Origin of the sequence: Actinoplanes campanulatus, from assembly GCF_014647795.1 — a bacterium.
Lineage (GTDB): Bacteria > Actinomycetota > Actinomycetes > Mycobacteriales > Micromonosporaceae > Actinoplanes > Actinoplanes campanulatus.
On record NZ_BMPW01000014.1, the window covers coordinates 183715 to 206930 of the forward strand.

The 23216-nt window shown below is 72.8% G+C and carries 21 protein-coding genes; 10 read left to right on the plus strand and 11 right to left on the minus strand.

What is annotated here, in order from left to right; translation table 11 throughout:
- Positions 1-96 precede the first annotated feature (96 nt).
- On the minus strand, positions 97-939 hold the full coding sequence (locus IEZ13_RS26470) for a hypothetical protein (RefSeq protein WP_183223832.1): 843 nt from the start codon (positions 937-939) through the stop codon (positions 97-99).
- A 61-nt stretch (positions 940-1000) separates the two neighbouring features.
- Between IEZ13_RS26470 and IEZ13_RS26475 the strand changes: the two genes are divergently transcribed.
- The 3 genes from IEZ13_RS26475 to IEZ13_RS26485 are packed head-to-tail and all read left to right on the plus strand — an operon-like array spanning position 1001 to position 3057.
- The gene (locus tag IEZ13_RS26475) at positions 1001-2143 is read left to right on the plus strand and encodes an aromatic ring-hydroxylating oxygenase subunit alpha (RefSeq protein ID WP_203834001.1); all 1143 of its coding nucleotides are present in this window, start codon (positions 1001-1003) and stop codon (positions 2141-2143) included.
- Between the two features lie 39 nt (positions 2144-2182).
- Complete coding sequence (locus tag IEZ13_RS26480; RefSeq protein ID WP_221245876.1) at positions 2183-2683, plus strand: peptidase M23; 501 nt, start codon at positions 2183-2185, stop codon at positions 2681-2683.
- Positions 2680-3057, plus strand: a complete 378-nt coding sequence (locus tag IEZ13_RS26485; protein WP_183223836.1) for a DUF2750 domain-containing protein — start codon at positions 2680-2682, stop codon at positions 3055-3057. The genes IEZ13_RS26480 and IEZ13_RS26485 overlap by 4 nt, the downstream gene beginning before the upstream one ends.
- 1 nt (position 3058) lies before the next feature.
- Here the strand turns inward: IEZ13_RS26485 and IEZ13_RS26490 are convergent, their stop codons facing one another.
- Complete coding sequence (locus IEZ13_RS26490; protein WP_229795046.1) at positions 3059-4204, minus strand: RCC1 domain-containing protein; 1146 nt, start codon at positions 4202-4204, stop codon at positions 3059-3061.
- Between the two features lie 248 nt (positions 4205-4452).
- Positions 4453-5463 (minus strand): LacI family DNA-binding transcriptional regulator, encoded by a 1011-nt coding sequence (locus IEZ13_RS26495; RefSeq protein ID WP_183223838.1) that lies wholly within the window; start codon positions 5461-5463, stop codon positions 4453-4455.
- Between the two features lie 102 nt (positions 5464-5565).
- Here IEZ13_RS26495 and IEZ13_RS26500 point away from each other — a divergent pair, with 102 nt between their 5' ends.
- A complete protein-coding gene (locus tag IEZ13_RS26500; RefSeq protein WP_183223840.1) occupies positions 5566-5721 on the plus strand; it encodes a hypothetical protein in 156 nt (51 codons plus the stop codon).
- Between the two features lie 390 nt (positions 5722-6111).
- Here the strand turns inward: IEZ13_RS26500 and IEZ13_RS26505 are convergent, their stop codons facing one another.
- Positions 6112-7050, minus strand: coding sequence for an NAD(P)/FAD-dependent oxidoreductase (locus IEZ13_RS26505; RefSeq protein ID WP_183223842.1), 939 nt, complete (start codon positions 7048-7050; stop codon positions 6112-6114).
- Positions 7010-7492: a PadR family transcriptional regulator gene (locus IEZ13_RS26510; RefSeq protein WP_183223844.1), complete on the minus strand. Its 483-nt coding sequence runs from the start codon at positions 7490-7492 to the stop codon at positions 7010-7012. The genes IEZ13_RS26505 and IEZ13_RS26510 overlap by 41 nt, the downstream gene beginning before the upstream one ends.
- A gap of 114 nt (positions 7493-7606) precedes the next feature.
- On the opposite strand from IEZ13_RS26510, the gene IEZ13_RS26515 reads away from it, so the two are divergent.
- The 4 genes from IEZ13_RS26515 (at position 7607) to IEZ13_RS26530 (ending at position 12347) form a co-directional block, all read left to right on the plus strand.
- Positions 7607-8128: a PadR family transcriptional regulator gene (locus IEZ13_RS26515; protein WP_183223846.1), complete on the plus strand. Its 522-nt coding sequence runs from the start codon at positions 7607-7609 to the stop codon at positions 8126-8128.
- Positions 8125-8823, plus strand: a complete 699-nt coding sequence (locus tag IEZ13_RS26520; RefSeq protein ID WP_229795049.1) for an ABC transporter ATP-binding protein — start codon at positions 8125-8127, stop codon at positions 8821-8823. The genes IEZ13_RS26515 and IEZ13_RS26520 overlap by 4 nt, the downstream gene beginning before the upstream one ends.
- Positions 8820-11051, plus strand: coding sequence for an ABC transporter permease (locus tag IEZ13_RS26525; protein WP_183223848.1), 2232 nt, complete (start codon positions 8820-8822; stop codon positions 11049-11051). Before IEZ13_RS26520 ends, IEZ13_RS26525 begins: the two co-directional genes overlap by 4 nt.
- Before the next feature lie 87 nt (positions 11052-11138).
- Positions 11139-12347 (plus strand): MFS transporter, encoded by a 1209-nt coding sequence (locus tag IEZ13_RS26530; RefSeq protein WP_183223850.1) that lies wholly within the window; start codon positions 11139-11141, stop codon positions 12345-12347.
- Positions 12348-12557: 210 nt separating this feature from the next.
- Here the strand turns inward: IEZ13_RS26530 and trpS are convergent, their stop codons facing one another.
- From trpS to IEZ13_RS26560, 6 genes are all read right to left on the minus strand, one after another.
- On the minus strand, positions 12558-13559 hold the full coding sequence (trpS, locus tag IEZ13_RS26535) for a tryptophan--tRNA ligase (protein ID WP_183223852.1): 1002 nt from the start codon (positions 13557-13559) through the stop codon (positions 12558-12560).
- A gap of 191 nt (positions 13560-13750) precedes the next feature.
- Complete coding sequence (locus IEZ13_RS26540; RefSeq protein ID WP_183223854.1) at positions 13751-14413, minus strand: esterase/lipase family protein; 663 nt, start codon at positions 14411-14413, stop codon at positions 13751-13753.
- A 96-nt stretch (positions 14414-14509) separates the two neighbouring features.
- The gene (locus tag IEZ13_RS26545; RefSeq protein WP_183223856.1) at positions 14510-15136 is read right to left on the minus strand and encodes a GOLPH3/VPS74 family protein; all 627 of its coding nucleotides are present in this window, start codon (positions 15134-15136) and stop codon (positions 14510-14512) included.
- Between the two features lies 1 nt (position 15137).
- Positions 15138-15371, minus strand: a complete 234-nt coding sequence (locus IEZ13_RS26550) for a type II toxin-antitoxin system antitoxin (protein WP_183223858.1) — start codon at positions 15369-15371, stop codon at positions 15138-15140.
- A gap of 4 nt (positions 15372-15375) precedes the next feature.
- Positions 15376-16287: an SPFH domain-containing protein gene (locus tag IEZ13_RS26555; protein WP_183223860.1), complete on the minus strand. Its 912-nt coding sequence runs from the start codon at positions 16285-16287 to the stop codon at positions 15376-15378.
- A gap of 616 nt (positions 16288-16903) precedes the next feature.
- Positions 16904-17896 carry an endonuclease/exonuclease/phosphatase family protein gene (locus IEZ13_RS26560; RefSeq protein WP_183223861.1) on the minus strand — a complete coding sequence of 331 codons (993 nt, stop codon included), beginning with the start codon at positions 17894-17896 and terminating at the stop codon, positions 16904-16906.
- Positions 17897-18038: 142 nt separating this feature from the next.
- Between IEZ13_RS26560 and IEZ13_RS26565 the strand changes: the two genes are divergently transcribed.
- The gene (locus IEZ13_RS26565) at positions 18039-20138 is read left to right on the plus strand and encodes an ATP-binding protein (protein ID WP_183223863.1); all 2100 of its coding nucleotides are present in this window, start codon (positions 18039-18041) and stop codon (positions 20136-20138) included.
- Between the two features lie 57 nt (positions 20139-20195).
- Complete coding sequence (locus IEZ13_RS26570) at positions 20196-23183, plus strand: CHAT domain-containing protein (protein WP_183223865.1); 2988 nt, start codon at positions 20196-20198, stop codon at positions 23181-23183.
- Positions 23184-23216 lie beyond the last annotated feature (33 nt).

Below are 23216 nucleotides of genomic sequence, written 5' to 3' on the forward strand. Positions count from 1 at the left end.
CGGCAGCAGTCTACTGGGGCCCCTACCCTCAGCCTGACGACGAATGCGCGGTCAGGGGTGCCGTGCGATCAGGCCGGCCGGTGACCCCTCACATGGTCACCTCGCCGAGGGGGAGAGGGCCTCGCTGAACGGGCCGGGCACGACCGGGATCTCGAGGGTGGTGGCGCCGGACTCGACCGTGATGACGTGCACGTGCTGGTAGCGCTCGTGCGGGCGGGCCCAGAGGTTGCCGATCCGGGCCCGCGGCAGGACGGTGCGGGCCAGCGAGAAGTCGTCGCCGGGGCCGGTGAACCAGTCCCGGCGGTGGATGATCTGCCACTCGCGGTCGTCGCCGACGATGATCGAGGCGGGCATGGCCACCAGCCGCATCCGGTGGCGCAGGTGCTGCCGGTAGGAGACGTTGAGCAGCCGCATCCCCGGTTCCCGGTCGATCAGCCGCCGGTAGTCGGTGAGCAGTCCGATGTCCTCCGGGCCGACGTGCGGATCGACGCGGTAGGGGTCGGCCGGCCCGGGCGGCGCGGCCGGCAGGTACACCTCGCGGAGCACCCGGATCAGGTCGCGGACCGGGGCGCCGGCCGAGCCGTTGTACGGGATGGTCAGCGCCGGCCCATCGAGCGTGTGGATCGTCAACTGGCCGTTGAGCAGGCGCACACCGTCCCGGATGGCGGCGATCCGGTCGAACGGGATGCGGGCGGTGCCGTAGGTGTCCTCGTGCCGGATGAGAACGGTGAGGATCTCGTCGCCGACCGCGATCACGTAGTCGTACAGGTGCATGTGGGGGTTGGCGTTGCGGCGCTCGATGTCGCGCGGCACTTTCAGGACCAGTCGGTGGGCTCGCGGATCGAGGCCGGAGTCCCGGTAGAGGCGGGGCAGGCCGTCGACGTCGGTGACCTCGTCGATCCAGGGCCCGAAGGCGTCGAACTCGGCGGTGCTGCGCATGGTGATCAGCAAATCAGACGCCTCTTGAGCGGCGGCACCGGGCGGCCCTAACGTTCGGATCATGACCAATATCGATGGGTGGGACGTCAAGGACATCGGATCCGGGTACGACGCCGATCCAGGACTGTCCATGTCGCTGCGGGCGGAGGCGTACCTCGACCCGAAGTGGCTGGATCTCGAACAACGGGCCGTTTTCGCCCGCACCTGGCAGTGGGTCTGTCACGTGGAGAAGCTGCGGGCGCCGGGCAGCTACGTGGCGGCCACGGTGGCCGGGATGCCGGTCGCCGTGGTCCGCGACTCCGGCGGCGCTCTGCGCGCCTTCTACAACGTGTGCAAGCACCGGGCCCACGAGCTGCTGTCCGGCTCGGGCGTCACGAAGAGCATCGTCTGCCCGTACCATGCCTGGGTCTATGACCTCGACGGCGGCCTGCGCCGGGCCCGCAAGACCGACCGGATGCGGGATTTCGATCCCGGCGGGATCCGCCTGGACCGGATCCGGGCCGAGGAGTTCGGCGGTTTCGTGTACGTCAACCTGGATCCGGCCGCCGCGCCGCTGGCCGAGCAGGCGCCGGACCTGGCCGCCGAGATCGCCCGGTGGGCGCCGGACGTCGCGTCGCTGACGTTCGCGAGGCGGCTCACCTACGACATCCGGTCGAACTGGAAGAACGTCATCGACAACTTCCTGGAGTGCTACCACTGTCATGTCGCGCATCGCGAGTTCGTGGCGCTGGTCGACATGGACACCTACGAGGTGCGCACGCACGGGATCTGGTCCAGCCATTTCGCCGAGGCGGGACGGGAGGACAATCCGGCGTACGACGTGTCCGGCGCCTCGGTGACCCAGCACGCGGTGTGGTGGCTGTGGCCGAACACCTGCCTGCTGCGGTATCCGGGGCGTGGCAACTTCATGGTGTTGCAGGTGATTCCGGCCGGGCCGGACCGGACGCTCGAGACGTGGGACTTCTACTTCGAGACGCCCGAGCTGGACGGGGCCGAGGTCGAGGCGGTCCGCTACATCGACGAGGTGCTCCAGCAGCAGGACATCGCGATCGTGGAGAGCGTCCAGCGCGGCATGGCGACGCCCGCTTTCGATCAGGGGCGGATCGTGTCCGACCCGGCGGCGCCCGGTCTCTCCGAGCACGGCGTGCACCATTTCCACGGCCTGCTGCTGGCGGCGTACGAGGATTTCGTGCTCCGGCGGTGACGGCCACGATCGTCTTCGATAGCGTTCCCCGTCGTGCGCATGTTGTTCGTGACCGTGGTCGCCGTGATCGCCGCCTTTCTGATCAGCCCGCTGGTGCGCGCCGACGAGAACTGCGCCCCCTCCCCCACGCCGTCGGCGCTCGGCCACTGGACCGACGAGCAGCTCGCCAACGCGCGCCTCATCGTCACCATCGGCAACGAGCGGCGGGTGCCGGAGGAGGCGCTGGTCATCGCGGTGGCGACCGCGTTGCAGGAGTCCCGGCTGCGCAATCTGCCGGGCGGCGACCGGGACTCGATCGGCCTGTTCCAGCAGCGGCCCAGCCAGGGGTGGGGCACGCCGCGGCAGCTCACCGATCCGGCGTACCAGACCGGGAAGTTCTACGACCGCCTGCTCACCGTCGACGGCTGGCAGAGGATGCGGCTCACCGAGGCGGCCCAGGCGGTGCAGGTGTCGGCGTTCCCGGAGGCCTACGCGAAACACGCGAAGACCGCGGCCCAACTGGTGGGCGCGCTCGGCGGGTGCCATAGCATCGCCAGGTGACATCGGATGACATTCCCCGCCGTGAGGCGGAGCAGTTGCGCGAGCTGGACGAGACGGCCCGGGTGGCCCGGACGTTCGAGGCCATCGCGGACCGGGGCGCCCTCTGGGTGTGGGGCGACGAGGGCGACGTCCTGTTCACCGAGGACGCCCGGCGGCGCAACCTGCTGCCGATCTGGCCGTACGCGACGGTCGCCCGGCTGGAGAACGAGGGCGAGGTCGACGGCGAGCACGCCATCCGCATCCCGGCCGACGTGTTCCTGCGCGAATGGCTGCCGCAGCTGGAGGAGGACGACGCCGACATCGCGGTCTTCCCGGTGGAGGAGCGGAACGCGGCGGTGCTGACACTCGCCGAGTTCCGCTCCCGGTTGCGCTGACCTACAGCGTCACGAGCGCCGGACTGGTCCGCGGCGTGGTGGTGCCGTCGCCGAGCTGACCGGAGCCGTTGCCGCCCCAGCACCACAGGCTGTCATCGGTACGCATCCCGCACCCGTGGTAGTTGACGGCGACGTCGCTGCTCCAGGTGGTGGCGGTGCCGACCCGGACGGGCGCGGACCGGTGCGTGGTGGTGCCGTCGCCCAGCTGGCCGTTCGCGTTGTTGCCCCAGCACCACAGGCTGCCGTCGGTCCGCGCCGCGCAGGCGGAGCTGTCACCGGCGGCGACCCGTGCCCAGGTGGTGCCGGTGCCGACCCGGGTGGGCGTGGTCTGGTAGCTGCCGGTGTTGCCGAGCTGGCCGTACCCGTTCTCGCCCCAGCACCACAGCGTCCCGTCGGTACGCGTCCCGCAGGTGAAGCCGTACCCTGCGGTCACCCCGTTCCAGCCGGTTTCGGTGCCGACCCGCTCCGGGGTGGTGCGGTAGCTGAGGACGCCGATGCCGAGCTGGCCGGTCGTGCCGTCGCCCCAGCACCACAGGCTGCCGTCGGTGCGGGTGGCGCAGCTGTGGCCGTACCCGGTGGTGACGGTCGCCCAGGTGGTGGCGGTGCCGACCTGCACCGGGGCGGTCTCGTAGTAGTTGCTCCCGGTGCCGAGCTGGCCGAGCCGGTTGAAGCCCCAGCACCAGAGGGTGCCGTCGGTCCGGACGCCGCACGTGTGGCTGTCGCCGGCGCTCACGGTGCTCCAGGCGGCGGTGCCGACCCGTACCGGGGTGGCGCGGTTGGTGGTGGTGCCGTCGCCGAGCTGGCCGCGCAGGTTGTTGCCCCAGCACCACAGGCCGCCGTCGGCGCGCAGGCCGCAGTTGAACGAGGGCCCGGCGTCGATGGCGGTCCAGTCGGTGGCGGTGCCGACGCGCCCCGGGGTGGTGCGGGCCGTGGTGGTGCCGTCGCCGAGCTGGCCGCGCCCGTTGCCACCCCAGCACCACAGGCTGCCGCCGGCCGGGATGGCGCAGGTGTGCGAGTAGCCGGTGGCGACTTCCGCGTTCCCGGCGACGTCCGCCGCGGCGGGGCCGGCCGTCGCGCCGAGTGCCGTCATGGCGGCCGCGACAGCCGTCACGATGCCGGTTGCCCAGCGGCGCCGATGTTCACGCATGTAACGCCTCCTCACTCTGGGAGCGCTCCCACAGCGCCCCCAGAGTTCATACCATCGACACACGACGATGACCAGACCGTTACGACCCCAACCGGACCGCGCGCACCCGATCAGCCTCCGCGGCATCCGGCGACACCACGACCGAACGCACGTCCGGCCCCAGCGCGGCGCTCGAGCCGGGCCGCAGTCAAGCTGGGCCGCGCTCGAGCCGGGCCGCGCTCGAGCCGGGCCGCGCTCTCCGGAGCGGCTCAGGCCGAGCCGCGGATCAGCAGCCGGGTCGGGGCCACCACGACGGGTGGGGTCTCGCCGGCGAGGAGTCGTTCGGCCTGGGCCACGGCCAGTTCGCCCAACCCCCGCTTGTCGATGCCGACCGTGGTCAGCGGCGGTTCGAGCAGTTCGCCGAAGCCGAGGCCGTCGAAGCCGATCAGCGCGATGTCGCCGGGCATGGTCAGGCCGAGGCGGCGCGCGGTGCGGTGTGCGCCCATCGCGACCATGTCGTTGAAGGCCATCACCGCGGTGACGTCGGGGCGGATCTCGCGCAGCCGGGCGAGACCGGCCTCCCCGCCGGCCTGGGACTGCTCGACCTCGACGATCGCGTCCGCGGCGATGGGGGCGCCGTGCGCGGCGGCCGCGGCCAGGAGGACGTCCCGCCGGGCCGGGTCACTGGCAGCCGGGCAGTCGATCATGCCGATCCGGCGGTGCCCCCGGGCGATCAGGTGCTCCACGGCCGCCTCCACCCCGTCGCGGACGTCCACCTCGACGGCGCTGAACGCCGGATGCCGGTCGGGCCGGTTGATGACCACCAGCGGCAGGCCCTCCACCGCGCCGGCGATCACGTCCGCCGGCTGGAACAGGTAGCCGATCAGGGCGTCGACCTGACCGGCGAGCGAGCGCAGCAGCTCCGGCTCGCGGCCCGGGTCGTCCTGCGTCGTGCTGATCAGCACCTTCCAGCCGCGTTGCTCGGCGGCGCTGATCACCCCGGCGATCAGCTCGGGGAAGAACGGATTCACCACATCGGCGACGATCAGCCCGATGGTGGTCGTGTCCGGCCGGACCAGCCCACGGGCGTGACGCGACGGCCGGTACCGCAACCGCTGGACCACCTCGAGCACCCGGCGGCGGGTCTCGGGGTCGATCTCACCCTTGTCGTTGATCGCCCGGGACACGGTCTGGTGTGACACGCCGGCGACCCGGGCGACGTCACGCAGGGTCACTCGTCGGCTGGTCTCGGGCGAACCGCCCCGGCTGTCCTTTTCCACGGTGACCGCATCGTATCCCGCCGTCACCGCCCACGGAATGTGGATGCCGTTCGATCCCGTTACCGTTAACGTGAACGGTAACGGGATCGAGGAGGAGGCTCCATGGACATGTCAGCGGTAGTGCTCAGCACTCAGATCGCGCGGCGCGACGTCGGCTCGGCGCTGCCCCACGCCCCGGTGCTGCCACATCGGCCCCGCCGCAACCCGATCCGGTCGGCGGCCCGGCACATCAGGCGCCTGCTGAGAAGAAACGGATGACGCACCCCGCTCCTCGGTCGCCTGCCGCGGACGGCAGCGGACAGCTCGCCTGAACGCACACCACTGTCGACGGCGAGCAGGTGACAGGGATCGACCGGAACGCACCCGGTGACCGGCGGCAGGCGCGGCGCGCACCGGCCGGGACGGCCTGCCCGGCCACCGATCTAACTCGAAAGTAGACCTACTTCCTCCCGATTAGGGCCGCTTCGCGCAGCGGAGCGGCAGGGACTCAGCCCGGTGGGCGCGGCAGAGGCGTGCGTGGGCAGACGCTCGCGGGGCGGGGCGGAACGGTCCTGAAAGGAACGTGGCGGGCTCACCCGTACCGGAAAAAGAAGCGGGAAGCGAAACGCGCGGCCCGGCCACCGAAGCGGCTCCGCGGGCGGGGACCGGTCAGGCGAGGAGGGCGCGGGCCACGGCGCGGCCGGAGAGCCAGGCGGTCTGGACCCGGGGGCGGCCGAAGGCGTCGCCGCAGAGCCAGACGCGGCCGTCGACGGCGTACGGGGCGTTGACGGCCTCCGGCTGGGCGTAGGGCCATCGGTGTACGCGCACCGAGGGCCGGGCGGAGAGGCCGAGCAACTCGCCGACCGCGCCGGCGAGGACCGGGCCCGCGATGTCCGGATCATCCTGGTACCGGGTGGCCAGCGCGGCCGTCGAGTGTGCCACCAGGACGGGCGCACCGTCGCCACGCCGGTCGCCGTCGTCGCAGACGGTGGCGAGCAACGGGTGGTCGTTGACGAAAGCGCCACGCAGGTCGCCCCACTCCCGGGCCGGGTAGGTGAGGACGGCCGCGATCACCGGCTTCCAGATCTGTGCCCGCGCGGCGCCGGCGATCGCCGGTGGCGGCGCCAGGCGCAGCGCCTGCGGGCCGGGCATGGCCAGTACGACGGCGTCCGCGTCCGCCGGGATCGTGTCCAGACCGGTCGACAACCGCACGTCGAGGCCGGCGGCCAGGTCGGTGGCGAGCGAGCGGAGTCCGCCGGGCGCCGCCCACCGCACCGGGCCGGTGGTCCGCTCCCCGCTGGGGTAGACGCTGAGCGTGTCGGTCCACGGACGGGCGAGGCCACGGGTCCGCCACGAGCCGACCTGCGCGGTGAAGTCCGGGTCGTCGGCGACCAGATAGGCGGCGCCGATGTCCACGAACCGGTCGTCGTAGCGCCTACTGGCCAGCCGGCCGCCGGCCAGGCGGCTCCGCTCGACGACACGGACCCGGGCGCCGCCGTCGGTCAGCGCCCGCGCGCAGGACAGCCCGGCGACCCCGGCGCCCACCACGACGACGTCCACGATCGACTCACTGCTCGGCCAGCAGGCGATAGAGGGCCTGGCGGGCATTCTTCACGATGGCGACGGCCTGGTCGACGGCCTCCGGGGAGGCGATGGCGGACACCTGCTGGGCGGCGGCCCGCAACTGATGCATCTCGGTCCGCAGCTGGGAGTGCTCCCGCGGATCGCTCGGGAAGCCGGCCCCGAACGCGTCGACCCGCCGCTCCGCCGCCCGGTCCCGGCCGTCGCCGGTCAGGTCGAAGACCTTGCGGCCGTCGGTCTCGCTGCTGCTGACCAGCCCGGTGTCCTGGAACATCTGCAACAGCGGGTAGATCGAGCCGGGGCTGGGCCGCCAACTGCCGCCACTGAAGCGTTCCAGCCGGTCCATCAGCTCGTAACCGTGGGCGGGGCCGTCGAGAAGCGCGGTGAGCACCAGGTCGGGCACCATGCCGCGGCGCATCCGGCCGCCCTCGCCGCCGCCGAACCCGCGCCGGCCTCCGTGTGGTCCCATGGTCGTCGCGCCGCCTCACCCGCAGATGTATCGCGACATTATCCCAATCCCCGCTCCGGTCGGGGCACGCGCGGCTATGCACCGGGTTTATACATCGTGTGTATAGTGGCCGGCATGTCAGTCGGTTTCGCCCTCCTGGGGCTCCTGGAGAACGGCCCACGCCACGGTTACGACCTGAAGCGCTCCTATGACGAGGCGTTCGGCCGGGACCGTGCGCTGCACTACGGCCAGGTCTATTCGACGATGGCGCGCCTTCTGAAGAACGGCCTCGTCGAGGTGGAGTCCGAGCCGGGCGACGGGCCGGAGCGCAAGAAGTATGCGATCACCCACGCCGGCATGACCGACGTCGCCGAGTGGATCTCCCGGCCCGAGAAGCCCGAGCCGTATCTCCAGAGCACCCTCTACACCAAGGTCGTGCTGGCCCTGATGACCGGCCGCGACGCCACCGAGGTGCTGGATGCTCAGCGCGCCGAGCACCTGCGGCTGATGCGGGTGCTCACCCGGCGCAAGACCGATGGCGACCTGGCCGACGAGCTGATCTGCGATCACGCCCTGTTCCACCTGGAAGCCGATCTGCGCTGGCTGGAGCTGACCGCGGCCCGCCTGGACCGCCTCGCCGCCCGGGTCCGCCCGTGACCACCACCGTGGGGAGAGGCACGCCGCTGCTCACCGCCGATGACGTCCACCTGAGCTTCGGTGAGACCACCGCGCTGCGCGGCGCTTCGCTGCATGTGTATGCCGGTGAGGTTCTCGCCCTGATGGGCCCGTCCGGCTCCGGCAAGTCGACGCTGCTGCACTGCCTCGCCGGCATCCTGACGCCCGGCTCGGGCAGCATCCGCTACGGCGACCGCGACCTGGCGCGGATGTCCGACACGGAGCGCAGCACACTGCGGCGCGGCGCGTTCGGCTTCGTGTTCCAGTTCGGGCAGTTGGTGCCGGAGCTGACCTGCCTGGAGAACGTCGCTCTGCCCCTGCGGCTGGCCGGCGCCGGCCGGCGGGAGGCACAGCGGCGGGCGGCCACGTGGCTGGACCGGCTGGAGGTCGCCGATCTGGCCGGAAAACGCCCCGGCCAGGTGTCCGGCGGTCAGGGCCAGCGGGTCGCGGTGGCCCGGGCGCTGGTCACCGAGCCCGCGGTGATCTTCGCGGACGAGCCGACCGGCGCGCTGGACTCGCTCAACGGCGAGCTGGTGATGAAGCTGTTCATCGCGGCGGCCCGGGACACCGGGGCCGCCGTCGTGCTGGTCACGCACGAGCCGCGGGTGGCCGCCTATTCCGACCGCGAGGCGGTCGTGCGGGACGGCCGGGTTCGTGAGCAGGAGCCGGCCCGGTGAGGGCCCGCAACTGGCTCTTCGAACTCGCTCTCGGCGCCCGGATGAGTGTCGCCGGAGGCCGGGCCGGTTGGTTCCGTCTCGGCCTGATCGCGGTCGGGGTCGGTCTGGGGGTGGCGGTGCTGCTCGGCGCGGCCACCGTGCCGGCCGCCATGGCCGCGAGCAACGCGCGCACCGACGCTCGCGCCATCGACGGCTACCAGGATCTGCCGCGCGCCGACGACACCATGCTGACCAGCCATTTCACGACCCGGTTCGAAGGTTGGTCGATCAGCGGCGAGCTGTTGCAGCCGGAGGGTTCGCACCCGCCCGTGCCGCCCGGGGTGTCGTCGATCCCCGGTCCTGGCCGGATGGTGGTCTCCCCCGCGCTCGCCCGGCTGCTGGACGATCCGGCGAACGGTCTGCTGCGTGACCGCTGGGACGCCGAGGTGGCCGGGGTGATCGGTGCGGAGGGCCTGTCCGGTCCGGCCGAGCTCTTCTTCTACCTGGGCACCGACACGCTGTCCACGGAGCACGACGGCCGGATCCGCGAGTTCGGCACCCCGGGCGCGATCGTGCGCGACCCGGTCCCGATGTTCGTGCTGTTGACCCTGGTCGGCATGGTGGTGCTGTTGATCCCGGTGATGGTGTTCATGGCCGCCGCCGTCCGTTTCGGCGACGAGGCCCGCGACCGCCGGCTGGCCGCGGTGCGGCTGGTCGGCGCCGACGCCGCGACGACCCGCCGGATCGCCGCCGGGGAGACCCTGGCCGGCGCCGTGCTGGGCCTGCTGATCGGGGCCGGCCTGTGGGTGGGCGAGATCCTGCTGGCCCACCGGTGGGGCACCGGCGCCCTCTCCTTCTACCTGGCCGACCTGCGCCCGGTGCCGTCGCTGGTGGTCCTGATCGTGATCGCGGTGCCGGTCGTCGCCGTCGCGGTGACACTGTCGGCGATGCGCCGGGTCGTCGTCGAGCCGCTCGGCGTGACCCGGATGAGCACGCCGGTCCGCCGCCGCCTGTGGTGGCGGCTGCTCCTGCCGACCGCCGGCGTGGTCCTGCTGTGGCCGCTCTACCGGGGCATCGACGAGCACTCGGCCGGCTACGAGATCCAGGTCGTCGCCGGGATGGCCGCGCTGCTGACCGGCATCGCGCTGCTGCTGCCGTGGCAGGTCGAGGCGGTCGTGGGGCGGCTCGGCGCCGGCGGGTCCCCGGCGTGGCAACTGGCCGTGCGACGCCTCCAGTTCGACAGCGGCACCGCGATCCGCGCCGTCTCCGGCATCGCCGTCTCGGTGGCCGGGGTGATCGCCATGCAGGGCATCGTGACCGGCATCGAGTCCCTCTACACCCGGAGTTCGGCAAGCGCGCCGGTCCGGTACGGCGTCGCCGTCCTGCCCGGCAGCAGCCTGCCCGACCGCAGCTGGACGGCGGCGCTCGACGCCACCCCGGGTGTCCACGACTACCGGCCACTGCGGATCGTCCGCCTTGACGGGGCCACTCTGCGGATCGGCGACTGTGCCCTGCTGAGCCAGTTGGCCGAGGTGGGCGAGTGCCGCGACGGCGACGTGTTCGGGCTGGACGGGGCCGTCGCCGGGACGACGTACCGGCTGGGTGACACGTCCTGGACATCGCCGGCCACCACCCGGGCGGTGTCGCGTGCCGAGGCGGAGCCCACCTCCGGCGAGACGCTGCTGATCACCCCGGGCGCAATGGCCGGGGTCGCCGTCCAGCCGGACGACACCAACTTCTACGTGGCCCTCGACCCCGGTGTGCCGCACGCCATGGAGCATCTGCGCAACAGCGTGGCCCGGCTGGACCTTCAGGCGTACCTGTACTCGTACGGCAACGACACGGTTCGTGCGGCGCTGGCCGGGATGCGGGACGCCCTGCTCGCCGGTGCGATCGTCCTGCTCGTCCTGATCGGCGCCAGCATGGTCGTCAACGTGGTCGAGCAGTTGCGCGAACGCCGCCGGGTGCTGGCGGTCCTGGTCGCCTTCGGCACCCGCCGGCGCACCCTCGGCGGCTCGGTGCTCTATCAGGTGGCCGTCCCCGTCGTACTGGGCATGGTGTTGGCCGTGGCCGTCGGCAGCGTGCTGGCCGGCGTCCTGATGACGGCCGTCGGCGCGCCGTTGACCGTCGACTGGTTCGGCATCGGCGCCACGTCCGGCATCGCCGCCGTGGTGGTCCTGGGCACGACGGCCGCCGGCCTGCCGATCCTGTGGCGGCTCACCCGCCCGGGAAACCTGCGCAGCGAATAGGGGGCTACCATCGCGGCATGACCTCGACGCCGCCGTAGGAACGGGCCACTCCCCGGTTCCTGTCGCTTCGTTCGAGGAGTCTCCCTCATGCCCCGCGCCGCCGGCGTGGGAGGTTACCGTGCCGTCCTCGGCCTGCCGTTCGCGTTGCGCACCTTCGTGCCCGCGATCGGCGGGCGGCTGGCCTACGGCATCCTCCCGCTCGCCATCCTGTTCACCGTCCAGCAGGCCACCGGCTCGTATGCCGTCGCCGGTCTCGCGGCCGCCGGTTTCGGCATCACCGCGATCACCCTGCCCGTCAAGACCCGCCTCGCCGAGCGGCACGGCCAGCACGCCGTCCTGCCGCCACTCGCGCTGGTGTGCGCCGTCGCCCTGGCCGTCGCCTCCGTGATGCGCGATCCGGCCGTGCTCATCGTGGTGATCACTCTGGCCGGCTTCGCCGCGCCGCCTCTCGGCCCGTCGATGCGGGCGAGCTGGCGCCGGCTCACCGCGGGCACCTCTCTCAAACCGCGGGCGTACGGGCTGGACGCCGTCGTCGAGGAGACGTTGTACCTGGTCGGGCCGCTTGTCGCCGGCCTGCTCGTGGCGGCGGGCCCGGCCCACCGGGCGCTGCTGCTCACCGCGTTCCTGCTGCTCACCGGCACTCTCGGCATGGCCACCGCACCACCGGCGAGGCATCGGGAACCCGCCGCCCCGGGACGGCTGTTCGACCCGGGGCCGCTGCGATCACCCGGGGTGCGCGGCCTGCTCGCCGCGGTCCTGGGGGTCGGCGCCGGGACGAGTGTGGCGTACACCTGTATCGCCGCCACCGCCCAGAACCACGGCCGTCCCGGCGCCGCCGGCCTGCTGGAGGCGGCCCTCGCCGTGGGCAGCGTCGCCGGTGGCCTGCTGTGGGCCCGCCGGGAACCCGGCCGCCACCATCTGCGGCAGCTCGCGGCGCTGGCCGGGGTCCTGGCGGCCGGTCTGACCGCCGCCTCGGCGGCGCCCAGCCTGGTCACGCTCGGTCTGGTGCTGTGCGCGACCGGGACGGCGCTGGCCCCGGTCTACGTGGTCGCCTATCTGGCCGCCGACGACCTGGCCGGCGACGGCGCGGCCGCCGAGGCGGGCACCTGGGTGAACGTCGCCACCAACGCGGGCAGTTCGGCCGGCGCCGCACTCGCCGGCGTCATCGCCGAGTCCCGCGGCCCGGGCCCCGGCTTCCTGACCGGCGCGGCGCTGCTGGCGGTGACGGCCGCGGCGGTCGCGCTCACCTCCCGGCGCGACCGAAGCCGGCCGGACCCCGCTCGGCTGTCGCTCTGAAAGCCCGCTCGGCGGGGGCGGCCAGGCGCACACGATGCCGGCTTCGTGTGCGCCTGCCCGCCATACAGCCTGGGCCCCCGCACACGCAGGCCTACCGTGCGCGGCCACCCGGCCAGGCGCGGCCACCCGGCCAGGCGCGGCGAGCGCCGGTCAGGCGCGGCGAGCGCCGGTCAGGCGCGGCGAGCGCCGGTCAGGCGCGGCGAGCGCCGGTCAGTAGTGGCTGTTCATGGCGGCACGCACCTCGGCGAGGGTGGTGTCGGCTACCGCCCGTGCCCGCTCGTTGCCCTCCCGCAGGACCGTACGGAGGTAAGAGCGGTCGCGGGCGTACTCGGCGCGGCGGGCCCGGATCGGTGCCAGGTAATCGTTGACCGCCTCGGTGACCACCTTCTTCAGCGCCGCGGAGCCCGCCGCGCCGATGCTGTCGGCGACCTGCGCGGGGGTGCGGTCCAGGCAGAGGGCGGCCAGCAGGAGCAGCGACGACACCTCGGGCCGGCCGGCCGGGTCGTACGTGATGTGCCGCTCGGTGTCGGTCTTGGCCCGTTTGATCAGCCGGGCGGTCTCGTCGGCGCCGGCGGCCAGCGTGATGGCGTTGCCGCGGCTCTTGCTCATCTTGGTGCCGTCCGTGCCGAGCAGCAGCGGCGCCTTCGACAACAGGGCCTGGGGCTCGGGGAAGACGCCGGCGCCGTACCGGTCGTTGAAGCGGCGGGCGATGGTCCGGGTGAGCTCCAGGTGCGGCAGCTGGTCCTGGCCGACCGGCACCAGGTCGGCCTTGCAGAAGAGGATGTCGGCGGCCTGGTGCACGGGGTAGGTGAACATCAGCCCGCTGACCACGGACTGCCGCGAGTGGGCGATCTCGTCCTTGACCGTGGGGTTGCGGCCGAGCTCGGCGACCGAGACGAGGCTCAGGAAGGGCAGCAGCAGCTGGTTGAGGGCGGGGACGGCGCTGTGCGTGAAGATCGTGGCGCGGGTCGGGTCCACCCCGGCGGCCAGGTAGTCGAGCACGAGTTCCTCGACGTGCCCGGTGAGGTCGTCGGCCACGTCCCGGTCGGTCAGAACCTGGTAGTCGGCGATGACGACGTACAGTTCCACGCCGATGTCCTGGAGCCGGACCCGGTTCTGGAGGGTGCCGAAGTAGTGGCCCAGGTGCAGGCGCCCGGTGGGCCGGTCGCCGGTCAGGATCCGGTGGCGGGTGGGGTCGGTGATGGTGTCCATGGGTGTCTCCTCGGTGGGGGTCGTCGCAGTTGCCGAGGACGACCGGCCCCGTCTCCGGGACACGAAAAAGGGCCGTTCGTCCGAACGGCCCTTTTCATGATCGAGGGGTGCCGCTCCTAGGAGGAGCGCCACCAGCTCAGGCACGAAGAAAGATGCACGACCCCAGCATAGCCGGGGCCGTGCATCGGCAATCAGTTCAGGAAGGACCTGATCTGGGTGAGGGTGGTGGTGTCGGTCAGGAAGCCGATGTGGGTCTGGCAGGCCACGTAGTTGTTGGTGGCGCCGCTCAGGATGGTGCTGGTGTAGGGGATGATGACGCCGTCGCACGGGGAGTACCAGGTCCCGTAGGTGGTGCCGCCCGGGGTCTCGTCGCCGGAGCTGAGCGTGTTGATGAACGACGAGCCGGGATACATCTGCTGACAGGTGACGTAGATCAGGCAGGCGCCGGCGAAGGTGGTTCCGTGGTTGGCGCCGGCGATCGACGCGAGCTTCCGGACGTACTGGGCGCCACCCAACTGCTTGACGTACCACTGGCTGACCAGGCCGCCCATCGAGTGGTTCACGATGTCGACCTTCGACGCGCCGGTGCGGGCCCGGACCTGGCTGACGTAGGTGGCCAGGCCCTGGGCGTTGGTGATGTTGTTGCCGTAGGAGTTGTACTCGTACGCGAACAGTTCGCTGCTCGAGTAGCCGCCGGCACGGAACAGCGACATCGCGGTGGTCCAGTTGGACGCGCTGCCGGTGTAGCCGTGCACGAAGACCACCGGCGTGCCCGGGGCGGCGGCCGCGGGCAGGGCCGGGCTCAGTGCGAGCGCGGCCACCACGGCGGTGACGAGGACGAGAAGACGGCGCATGAGACCTCCAGGGAAGTTCAGGGGGGTCTCTGCATCCTTTGTGCAATAAGTTCGTCACACATCCGTGAAATCGCCAGCGGTCCATGAACGAAACCGTCACCCGCCGGCGCTGTTGGCGGCCTCGACCGACTTCTTCAAGGCGGGCGCGACCGGCCCGCTGAGCTCGGTCAGCTCGTGGATCCGCCGCTTGTGGGCGCGCCGCGTCCGGCGGTCGAGGACCAGGCCGAGGTCACCCGCCGCGATGACGGCCACCAGTGCGGCGTCGGCCGCGTCGACCCGGCCGATCGGCTTCTTCAGCGCGTTGCCGACCCGGCCGAGAATCTCCTTGCGGACCCGGGGATCACGCGGGGTCACCCTGGTCGCCGGGAACATCCCGAGGATCCGGTACGGCTGGAGGCGCGCCCAGCCGCCGTCGCCGAGCTGCTGCCGGACCGTCCTGGTGGCGGCGCCCTGGTGGCGGCCGACCCAGTGCTGCCATTTGCGCGGCTTGGCGGCGGCGATCTCGGCGCGGACCGCCTCCAGGAAGGGGTCACCACTGGGGCGATGCCCGGCGGCGACGACGGCGCGGCCGTTCTCGTCGGTCAGGTGGCCGCTGCCGTACAGGTCGGCGAGAGCCGCGGCGCGCAGCATGGCGCCGAGCTGGGTGGTGAACCGGACCCGGCCCTTGCCGGGATCGTAGGCCAGCAGGTAGACACGCTGGGGAAGACTTCCGGGCACTGCCATGTCACTCCTCTTCCCGCTCGGACGACTCGGACGGCTCGGGTGTGGCGGACGGCCGGCCCGGCCCCCGCATCCGGCCGACGCCACCGGGAAGGCGGCCGGCGTCGGCGAGGGCCTTGCGCAGCAGGTACTCGATCTGCGCGTTGGTGCTGCGCAGCTCGTCCCCGGCCCAGCGGGCGAGTGCGTCGTGCACCGCGGGATCGAGCCGCAGCAGCAGCTTCTTGCGCTCGGTGGCCATTCGACTAGGAGTAGAGCGTTCCCGCGTTGACCACGGGTTGCGCGTCCCGGTCGCCGCACAGGACCACCAGCAGGTTGCTGACCATCGCGGCCTTGCGCTCCTCGTCGAGGTCGACGACGTCGTGCTCGGCGAGGCGGAGCAGGGCCATCTCCACCATGCCCACGGCGCCCTCGACGATCCGGGCCCGGGCCGCGACGATGGCGTTCGCCTGCTGCCGGCGGAGCATGGCGTGGGCGATCTCGGGCGAGTAGGCGAGGCGGGTCAACCGGGACTCGATGATCGTCACTCCGGCGGCCGCCACCCGTACCCCGATCTCCTCGGACAGCCGCGCGGTGATCTCGTCGGCGTTGTCGCGCAGCGACATCCGGTCGGTGTCGTGGGAGTCGTAGGAGTAGCTGTTGGCGATGTGCCGCACCGCGGTCTCGGTCTGGATGGCGACGAACTCGATGAAGTCGTCGACCTCGAAGACGGCGCGGGCGGTGTCCTCCACCTGCCAGACGACGACGGCCGCGATCTCGATCGGGTTGCCGTCGGCGTCGTTGACCTTGAGGACGTCGGTCTCGTGGTTGCGGATCCGGGTGGAGATCTTGTGCCGGGCGGTGAGCGGGTTGACCCAGCGGAGCCCGTCGTTGCGCAGGGTTCCGGTGTACCGCCCGAGCAGTTGCAGGACGCGGGCCTCGCCGGGCGCGACCGGGGTGAGACCGACCAGGACGATCAGGGCGCCGATCCCGAGCAGGGCGCTGAGACCGACGAGACTCCCGGCCACCGCGTCCGTCTCCTGCATGACGCCGACGAAGAAGAGCACGATGCTGAGGATCAGCACCACCAGGGCGATGGTGAGGACCGGCCAGCCCGAGACGTCCCGGGCGGCGCGCTCGCGGACCTGCGGGGCGGGCAGGTCGAGGTGTTCGGTCATGTGGGGCTCCTCCCGTGTTCGATGTCCTAACCATAGCAATGTGATATCACTTTTTTCAAACCCCTCCCCGGTACGGGCACAGCGGGGAACCGGCGAGCCCGAAGCCGGCGCTGGGCGACTGGGCCGGCACGAAGGCGACCGGCGTCACGATGGTCAACCTGTCGAACGCGATCGTCGACCCGCACTCCAACCTGAGCCGCCCCCGCCGGCTGAGATCGGTGATCCGGCGGGCCGGGCGCCGCGTGTGGCGGCTGGGCGCACACGAAAAGCGCCGCTTGTAGCCGCTGGGCGCACACGAAAAGCGTTGTGTGTGCGCTGACCACGGGCATTGGCCGGGCCAGCGCGCACGCATGCCGTGACGTGTGCGCCTACCCGCACCAAGAGGGCCGAGGGCGACGCCCACCGCGACCGCACAACGGGCTATAGCATGACAATCTGGGCGCGCCTACCGGGCCGGGACCGGCGGCAGGAGCGGAACCGGGGCGGCGTCCGGCCCGCCGGACCACCGATCTGAGCCCGGCGGGGGCGGCACAGGCTGGAGTAGGCAGCGAGATCGCGCGGCAGGGCGGAACGGCCCAGAAAAGGACGGAACGGGCGTTGCGCGTACCGGAAGAATCTAACCGGCCGGGAGGGTGAGGGAGGCGAGGACCGCGCGGTGGTCGGAGCCGCGCACGGTGTGCACCTCGACGTCGCGCACCCCGATCCGTTCGTCGGCCAGCACGTGGTCGATGGTCACCAGCCCGCGGGATCCGTCGAAGGACGGCCAGGTGGTGGTGAGGCCCTCCCCCACGGCGTCGGCCGCGTCGCGGTAGCCGGTGCCGATCAGGTCGCGCAGCTCCGCGTGGTCGAGGGTGGCGTTGAAGTCGCCGAGCAGGATGGGCGGCGGGCCGTCCGTCCCGGCGTGCGGCTGTTCCCGCAGGTCGGCGCTCCAGCGGGGGTACATCTCCGGGCCGACCGGCGCCAGCGGATGCACCGATTCGACGTGCACGGCGACGGCGCCGGGTGGCTGGATCGTCGCGTACGCCTGCTGAAAGCCACCGTCGTTGCGGCGGGTCGCCCGGGTGAGCATCGGGTGGCGGGAGTAGAGGCCGGAGCCGCCCGCGTCGTACGCCGGGGAAAGCTGCTGGTGGGGCAGCAGCTCGCCGATGCCGGCCGCTTTCAGGGCCGCCTCGCCGTCCGGGGTGAACTCCTGTACGGCGAGCACGGCCACGTCGTTGTCCCGGACGAGCTGGACGATCTGCGCCGGGTCGGCCTCGCCGTACAGGGTGTTGAGGGTGAGCACCCGCAGCGCGACCCCCTCGGCCGGGCCCTTGTCGAAGTCCGGCACGGCCCGGGGCAGCACGCAGGCGCCCATCCCGGCGGCGACCAGCCCGGCCACCGCGGCGGCCCGCCACCGTTTGGCGGCCAGCGCGGCGAGCAGCGGGATCAGGGTCGCGGCGGCGACGTACGGCGTGGCGGCGAACAGCGTGATCAGCGGACCGCGTTCGAGCCCGAAGGCCCGGCCCACCAGCCAGAGGGCACCGGGCGTCAGGAGCAGCCAGATCGCCACGGACAGGGCGGTGCGGCCCCGGCTCGGGCGTTTCCCGGGCGGCGCATCGGTGACGGTCATGGCCGCGAAACTACCGAGCCCGCCTTACAGGAGCCTGTGACAGCGGCCGAAGTCACAACGCTCGTTGCCTCTCGGGGCCAATCCGGGCACCGGGGTTCAGCGCTCCCGGCGACCGTGCCGAAGTGATTCCTCGGGGGTGCGCATGTCTCTGCTCCGGACCGGACTGTTCGCGCTGGCGTACGCCGTGGCCACGGTCGCCGGCCGGCAGACCGTCATGGACGACACCAACCTGAGCATGGTGTGGCCCGCGGCCGGGGTGCTGGTGCTGTGGTTCTGCGCGCAACGGCACTCGCGTACCTTCGCCGTGGACGTCGCCGCGCTGGTCGCGGTCACGGTCACGGTCAACCTGGCCACGGGCGCGAGCGGCCGCTTCGTGGTGGTCGTCGTGCTCGCCAATCTCTGCCAGGTCGCGCTCACGCTGGTGCTGCTGCGCCGATGGCAGCCGGCGCAGTGGCAGGCGGACGGTCAACTGGGCCTCGCCCGGCCCCGTGACCTGTGGATCCTGCTGGCCGCCACGATCGCCGGCACCGGTCTGGGCGCCGTCGTGGGCGCCGCGGGGATGTGGCTGATCAACGGGAACGTCTCGGTGGCCAGTGGCGCGGTGTGGCTGATCCGCAACGCCGCCGGTGTGCTGCTGATCGTCCCGGCCGGGCTGCGGTTGCGCCGCCTCCCGGGCTGGACGCCGTGGTGGCGGGCGGTCCCCTGGTGGCGTTCGGCGGAGTGCGCGGCCCTGATCGCCGGCTCGGTGCTGGCGTACTGGTTCACGTTCGTCGTCCTGAACGGCCTGCCGGTGGCCTTCACCCTGATCGCGCTCACGATCTGGGCCGGGCTGCGGATGCCGACCACCTTCGTGGCCCTGCACGGCCTGGTGGCGGGCGCCGTGGCCGTGGTGTTCACCCTCGCCGGCCCCGGGCCGTTCGCCGGCATCACCGGACACGCCCCACGGGCGCTGGTGGCACAGCTGTTCGTCAGCATGATCGCGGTGATCGGCCTGGTCCTCGCGCTGGGCCGGGACGAACGGCAGGCGCTGCTGCGGCAGCTCACCGAGGACAAGGCGGACCTGGCCCAGCAGAAGGACCAGGCCCAGCGGCACGGCCAGTTGCTGAGCGCGATCATCGACTCGATGACCGACGGGGTCACCGTGGTCGAGGCCGACGGCCGGGTGGTGCTGCGCAACGCGGCCCTGGCCCGGCTGCTGGGTGGCCGGATCAGCCCGAACGACCGGGTCGCCAGCACCTCCTTCTACGGGCTGTACCACCTCGACGGCCGGCCGATGGCCGACCACGAGACGGTGAACGCGCGCGTGCTGGCCGGCGAGGACCGGGCCTGGATCGAGATGCTGCTGCGCAACCCGGAGGTGCCGGAGGGCCGGATCGTCACCGCCACCGGCACCCGCCTGTTCGACGCGCAGGGCGCTCCGCTCGCCGTCGTGGTGCTGCACGACGCGACCGCCGAACGGCGGCACCGGGACGAGCTCACCGCGTTCGCCGGGGTGGTCGCCCACGATCTCCAGAACCCGCTGATGGCCATGCGCGCCTGGACCGAGGCGGCCGCCGACGCGCTCCAGGACGTGCCGCCGCACCCGATGGTCAGCGAGGCGGAGAGCAGCCTGCTGCGCGCGCAGCGGGCCGGCGCCCGGATGCGGGCCCTGATCGACGATCTGCTCGCCTACACCACGGCCCGGGACGCCACCGTCCGGCCGGTCGCGCTCGACCTGGAACGCCTGGTCACCGACATCGCCTCGGCGCGGGTCGATGCCGCGAGCGCCGCCGGCGGCCTGGTGCCGCGCTTCACGATCAACACCCCACATCAGGTGTACGGGGACCCGCCCCTGATCCGGCAGTTGCTGGACAACCTGATCGGCAACGCGATCAAGTACACGGCCGGGGACGTCGTACCGGCCGTCACCGTCACGTCGGCCGTGCAGGACGACCGCATCGCGGTGACGGTGGCCGACAACGGCGTCGGCATCCCGGCCGGCCAGCACGAGGCGATCTTCGGCAACTTCCACCGGGCGCACACCGGCTCCTCGTTCGCCGGCACCGGGCTCGGGCTGAGCATCTGCCAGCGCATCGTCCATCGGCACGGCGGCGTGATCAGCGCGGCCGACGACCCCGGTGGCGGCTCCCGGTTCACCTTCACGCTGTCGCCGGTGCCGCCCGGGAGCGCCGGACCGGTTCACCCGGCCGAGACCCGGCACGGGCTGTCCGGCCGCCCGCATTCACCCGATCCACACCCCTGACGCGTTTCCGGTCCGTCAGTACCCGGCGTCCGACGACACGGCGCGAGAGGGACACGGATGCCGGAGAACGACGCGAACACCGCCCTGGCCGCCCTGCGCGACTGGTGGCAACGGGTCACGGACGGCGAGACCGTCTCCGGCCCCGAACTCGACGCGGTGATCAGCCGGGGGCGGCCCGCCCTGGCCGTGGACACCGGCGGTGAGGCGCACCGGCTGCTCGCGATCGCCCTCCACGAGCGGTGGAACCGCGCCCGTACCAGCTTCGACGACGCCGGCCGGGCCATCGGCCTCTGGCAGCACGTCCTCGACCGCACGCCGGAGGACCCGGTCGCCGCCTTCTTCTGCGGCACTCTCGTCACCTTCCTGGCCGAGCGCACCCGCGACCGGGCCGACATCGCGCGGGCCGTGCACCTCGCGGACATCGCCACCCGGACCCTCGACAACGACGCCGCCTGGCATCTGTCCGGGCGGGCCCACCTGGTGCGGGCCTTCTCCGGCGGGCAGCAGGACGGTCTCGCCGTGGCGCTCGACCGGTTCGCCGAGGCCCTGCGGCGCGACCCCGGAGATCAACTGCGCTGCGAGATCGCCCGCGAACAGCTACGGGCCGCGTTCGCCCGGTACGGCCGCGACGAACTCGACCGCGACGAGTTCCACGGCTACGTCGACCTCGGATACGCCGTGCTCGACGCCCCCGGCGACGCCACCCTGGGCGACCAGGCGCTGCTGGCCGGGACCCTGGCCATGGTGGAGATCGGCATCGCCGTGCCGGAGGGCCGCGCCCACGACTTCAGCCGGGTCCGGGCCCTGCTCGCCCGGTACCGCGACGTGGACCTGCCCGACCCGCACCTGCGCGCCGAACTCGCCGCGGCCCAGGCGATCCTGGACAACATCGCCGGCACCACCGGCGACCTCGACCGCGGCGTCGGCCCTCTCACCCGCCTCGCCCGGAGCGACCGCTTCCCCGAGCGGAATCGCGCCGTGATAGCCGACGCGCTCGCCATCCTGCGCGGCAACCGGGCCGTTCAGGAGGGCGATCTGGCCGCGTTCGAGAGCGCCCTGACCGCATTCGAGAACGCGTCCGATCCGACCCTGAACGGCTTCGCCGCGGTTCTTTCCGCGCGCCGCGAGGCGCTGCGGCTGATCGAGGAGGGTGACGAGTTGGAGGCGGCCGCCGTGATGTACGCCGCCCGCGAGGCGCTGCCCACCGGCGATCCCGCGTTCGACCTGCTGCGCGATCTTCTCGGCGGCGCCGTCACCGGGGACGGCACCGGCGCCCCGTTCACGGCGGCCGCCCGTTCCGTCACGCTCACCACGGCGGTGCGCGCCGCCGCCCGCAGCGATGACACGGCCGCCCTGGGCCGGCTAGCCGCTGAGGCCGGCGAGCTGCTCGGCCACATCCCGGACGACTACCCGATGCTCAAGATCCCGGCTTACCAGGCCGCGGGCGCCGCCGAGGAGGAGGTGGCCCGACGCGACCCGGCACGCGGTGCGGCCGCGCGGGCGGCCGCCCACTACGCCGCCGCCCGCACGCTCGCCGGCGGACCGCATCATCCACTCTGGCCACAGCTGACCGTGGCGCACGGCCGGAGCCTGCGTCTCGGCGGCCACCCCGACCGGGCCGGCAGCCGGGCACTGGGCCGGTCCGCCCTGGTCGCGCTCACCTGGCAGGCGCTGATCCAGGCGGACACCGGGCATGCCCTCGAATGGGCGGCCACCGCGGACCGCCACGTGCGGACCGTCGCCGCATGGTGCGCCGAGGACGCCGCCGCCGACGACCTGGTGGCGGTCCTCGACGCCGGTCGAGGGCTCGCCCTGCACGCCGCCACGGCGTCCCGCTCGATGCCCGAGCGGCTCATCGCCGCCGGACACCCCGATCTCGCCACCGCCTGGCGGGAGACGAGCGGTGCCGGTGACTCACCCGACGACAATCTGCGGGTACGCGCGATGCACGCCCTCACCGCGGACTCGGATGTGCTCGCCACCCCGGATCCGGCCGGGATCCGGCAGTCGCTGACCGCGGTCGGCGCGGACGCGCTGGTCTACCTGGTCGCGGCCGACGACGACCGGACCGGCCTGGCGGTGATCGTGCCGGCGACCGGCCCGGTCCACGTGCTGCCCCTGCCGGATCTGGCCGCCGGCCGGGCCGTCGGCGGATGGATCGAGTCCGGCCGGGACCTGGTGCCGGAGGACGACGACGGTCAGGACTCGTTCGACGACGTCTGCCGGTGGGCGTGGACCGCGTGCATGGGGCCGCTCACCGCGTTCACCGACCGGTGGCGGCTGGACCGGCCGGCCCGGCTGGTGCTGATCCCGACCGGCGCGCTGACCCTGGTCCCGTGGCACGCCGCCCGGTACGACGACGGCACCGGCCGCCACCACGCGATCGAACGGCTGGTCGTGTCGTACAGCGTCTCGGCCCGGATGTTCCGGGACACCGCCGGGATGCCGCTGCGGTCCCCGGAGTCGGCGCTGATCGTCGGCGACCCCCGCGGCGATCTGCGGTACGCCGCCGAGGAGGCGCGCGACGTGCACCGCGACTTCCATCCCGGCGGCACGCTGCTGGGCAGGGCCACCCGGGACGACGTGCTCGACTGGATCGCCAAGCCGGGCCGCGGCCCGTCGCTGCTGCACCTGGCCTGCCACGGCCACGTCGACCAGGACCGTCCGGCGGAGGCGAGCCTGGCCCTGGCCGACGGTGACCTGCCGGTGCTGGAACTGCTGGCCCGGGCCCGCTCGGCCGGGCTCGACCTGGACCGGGTGGTGCTGTCCGCCTGCTCCACCGGGGCGGTCGGCTCGCTGCACGACGAGGCGGTCAGCCTGGCGACGGCGTTCCTGGCCGGTGGCGCGCACACCGTCTTCGGCTCCCTGTGGCCGGTTCCGGACGAAGGCACGGCACGGCTGATGTACGCCATGCACCGCCACCTGTCGGTGGACGGCCACGCCCCGGTGGACGCGCTGCGGCTGGCCCAGCTCGCCGTGCTGGGCGACCTGGACGAGGACGACGACGATCACGGGTGGGCGGCCTTCGTACATCTCGGCCGTTGACGCACCCGGATCGCTCCCGGGCGGAACGGCCGG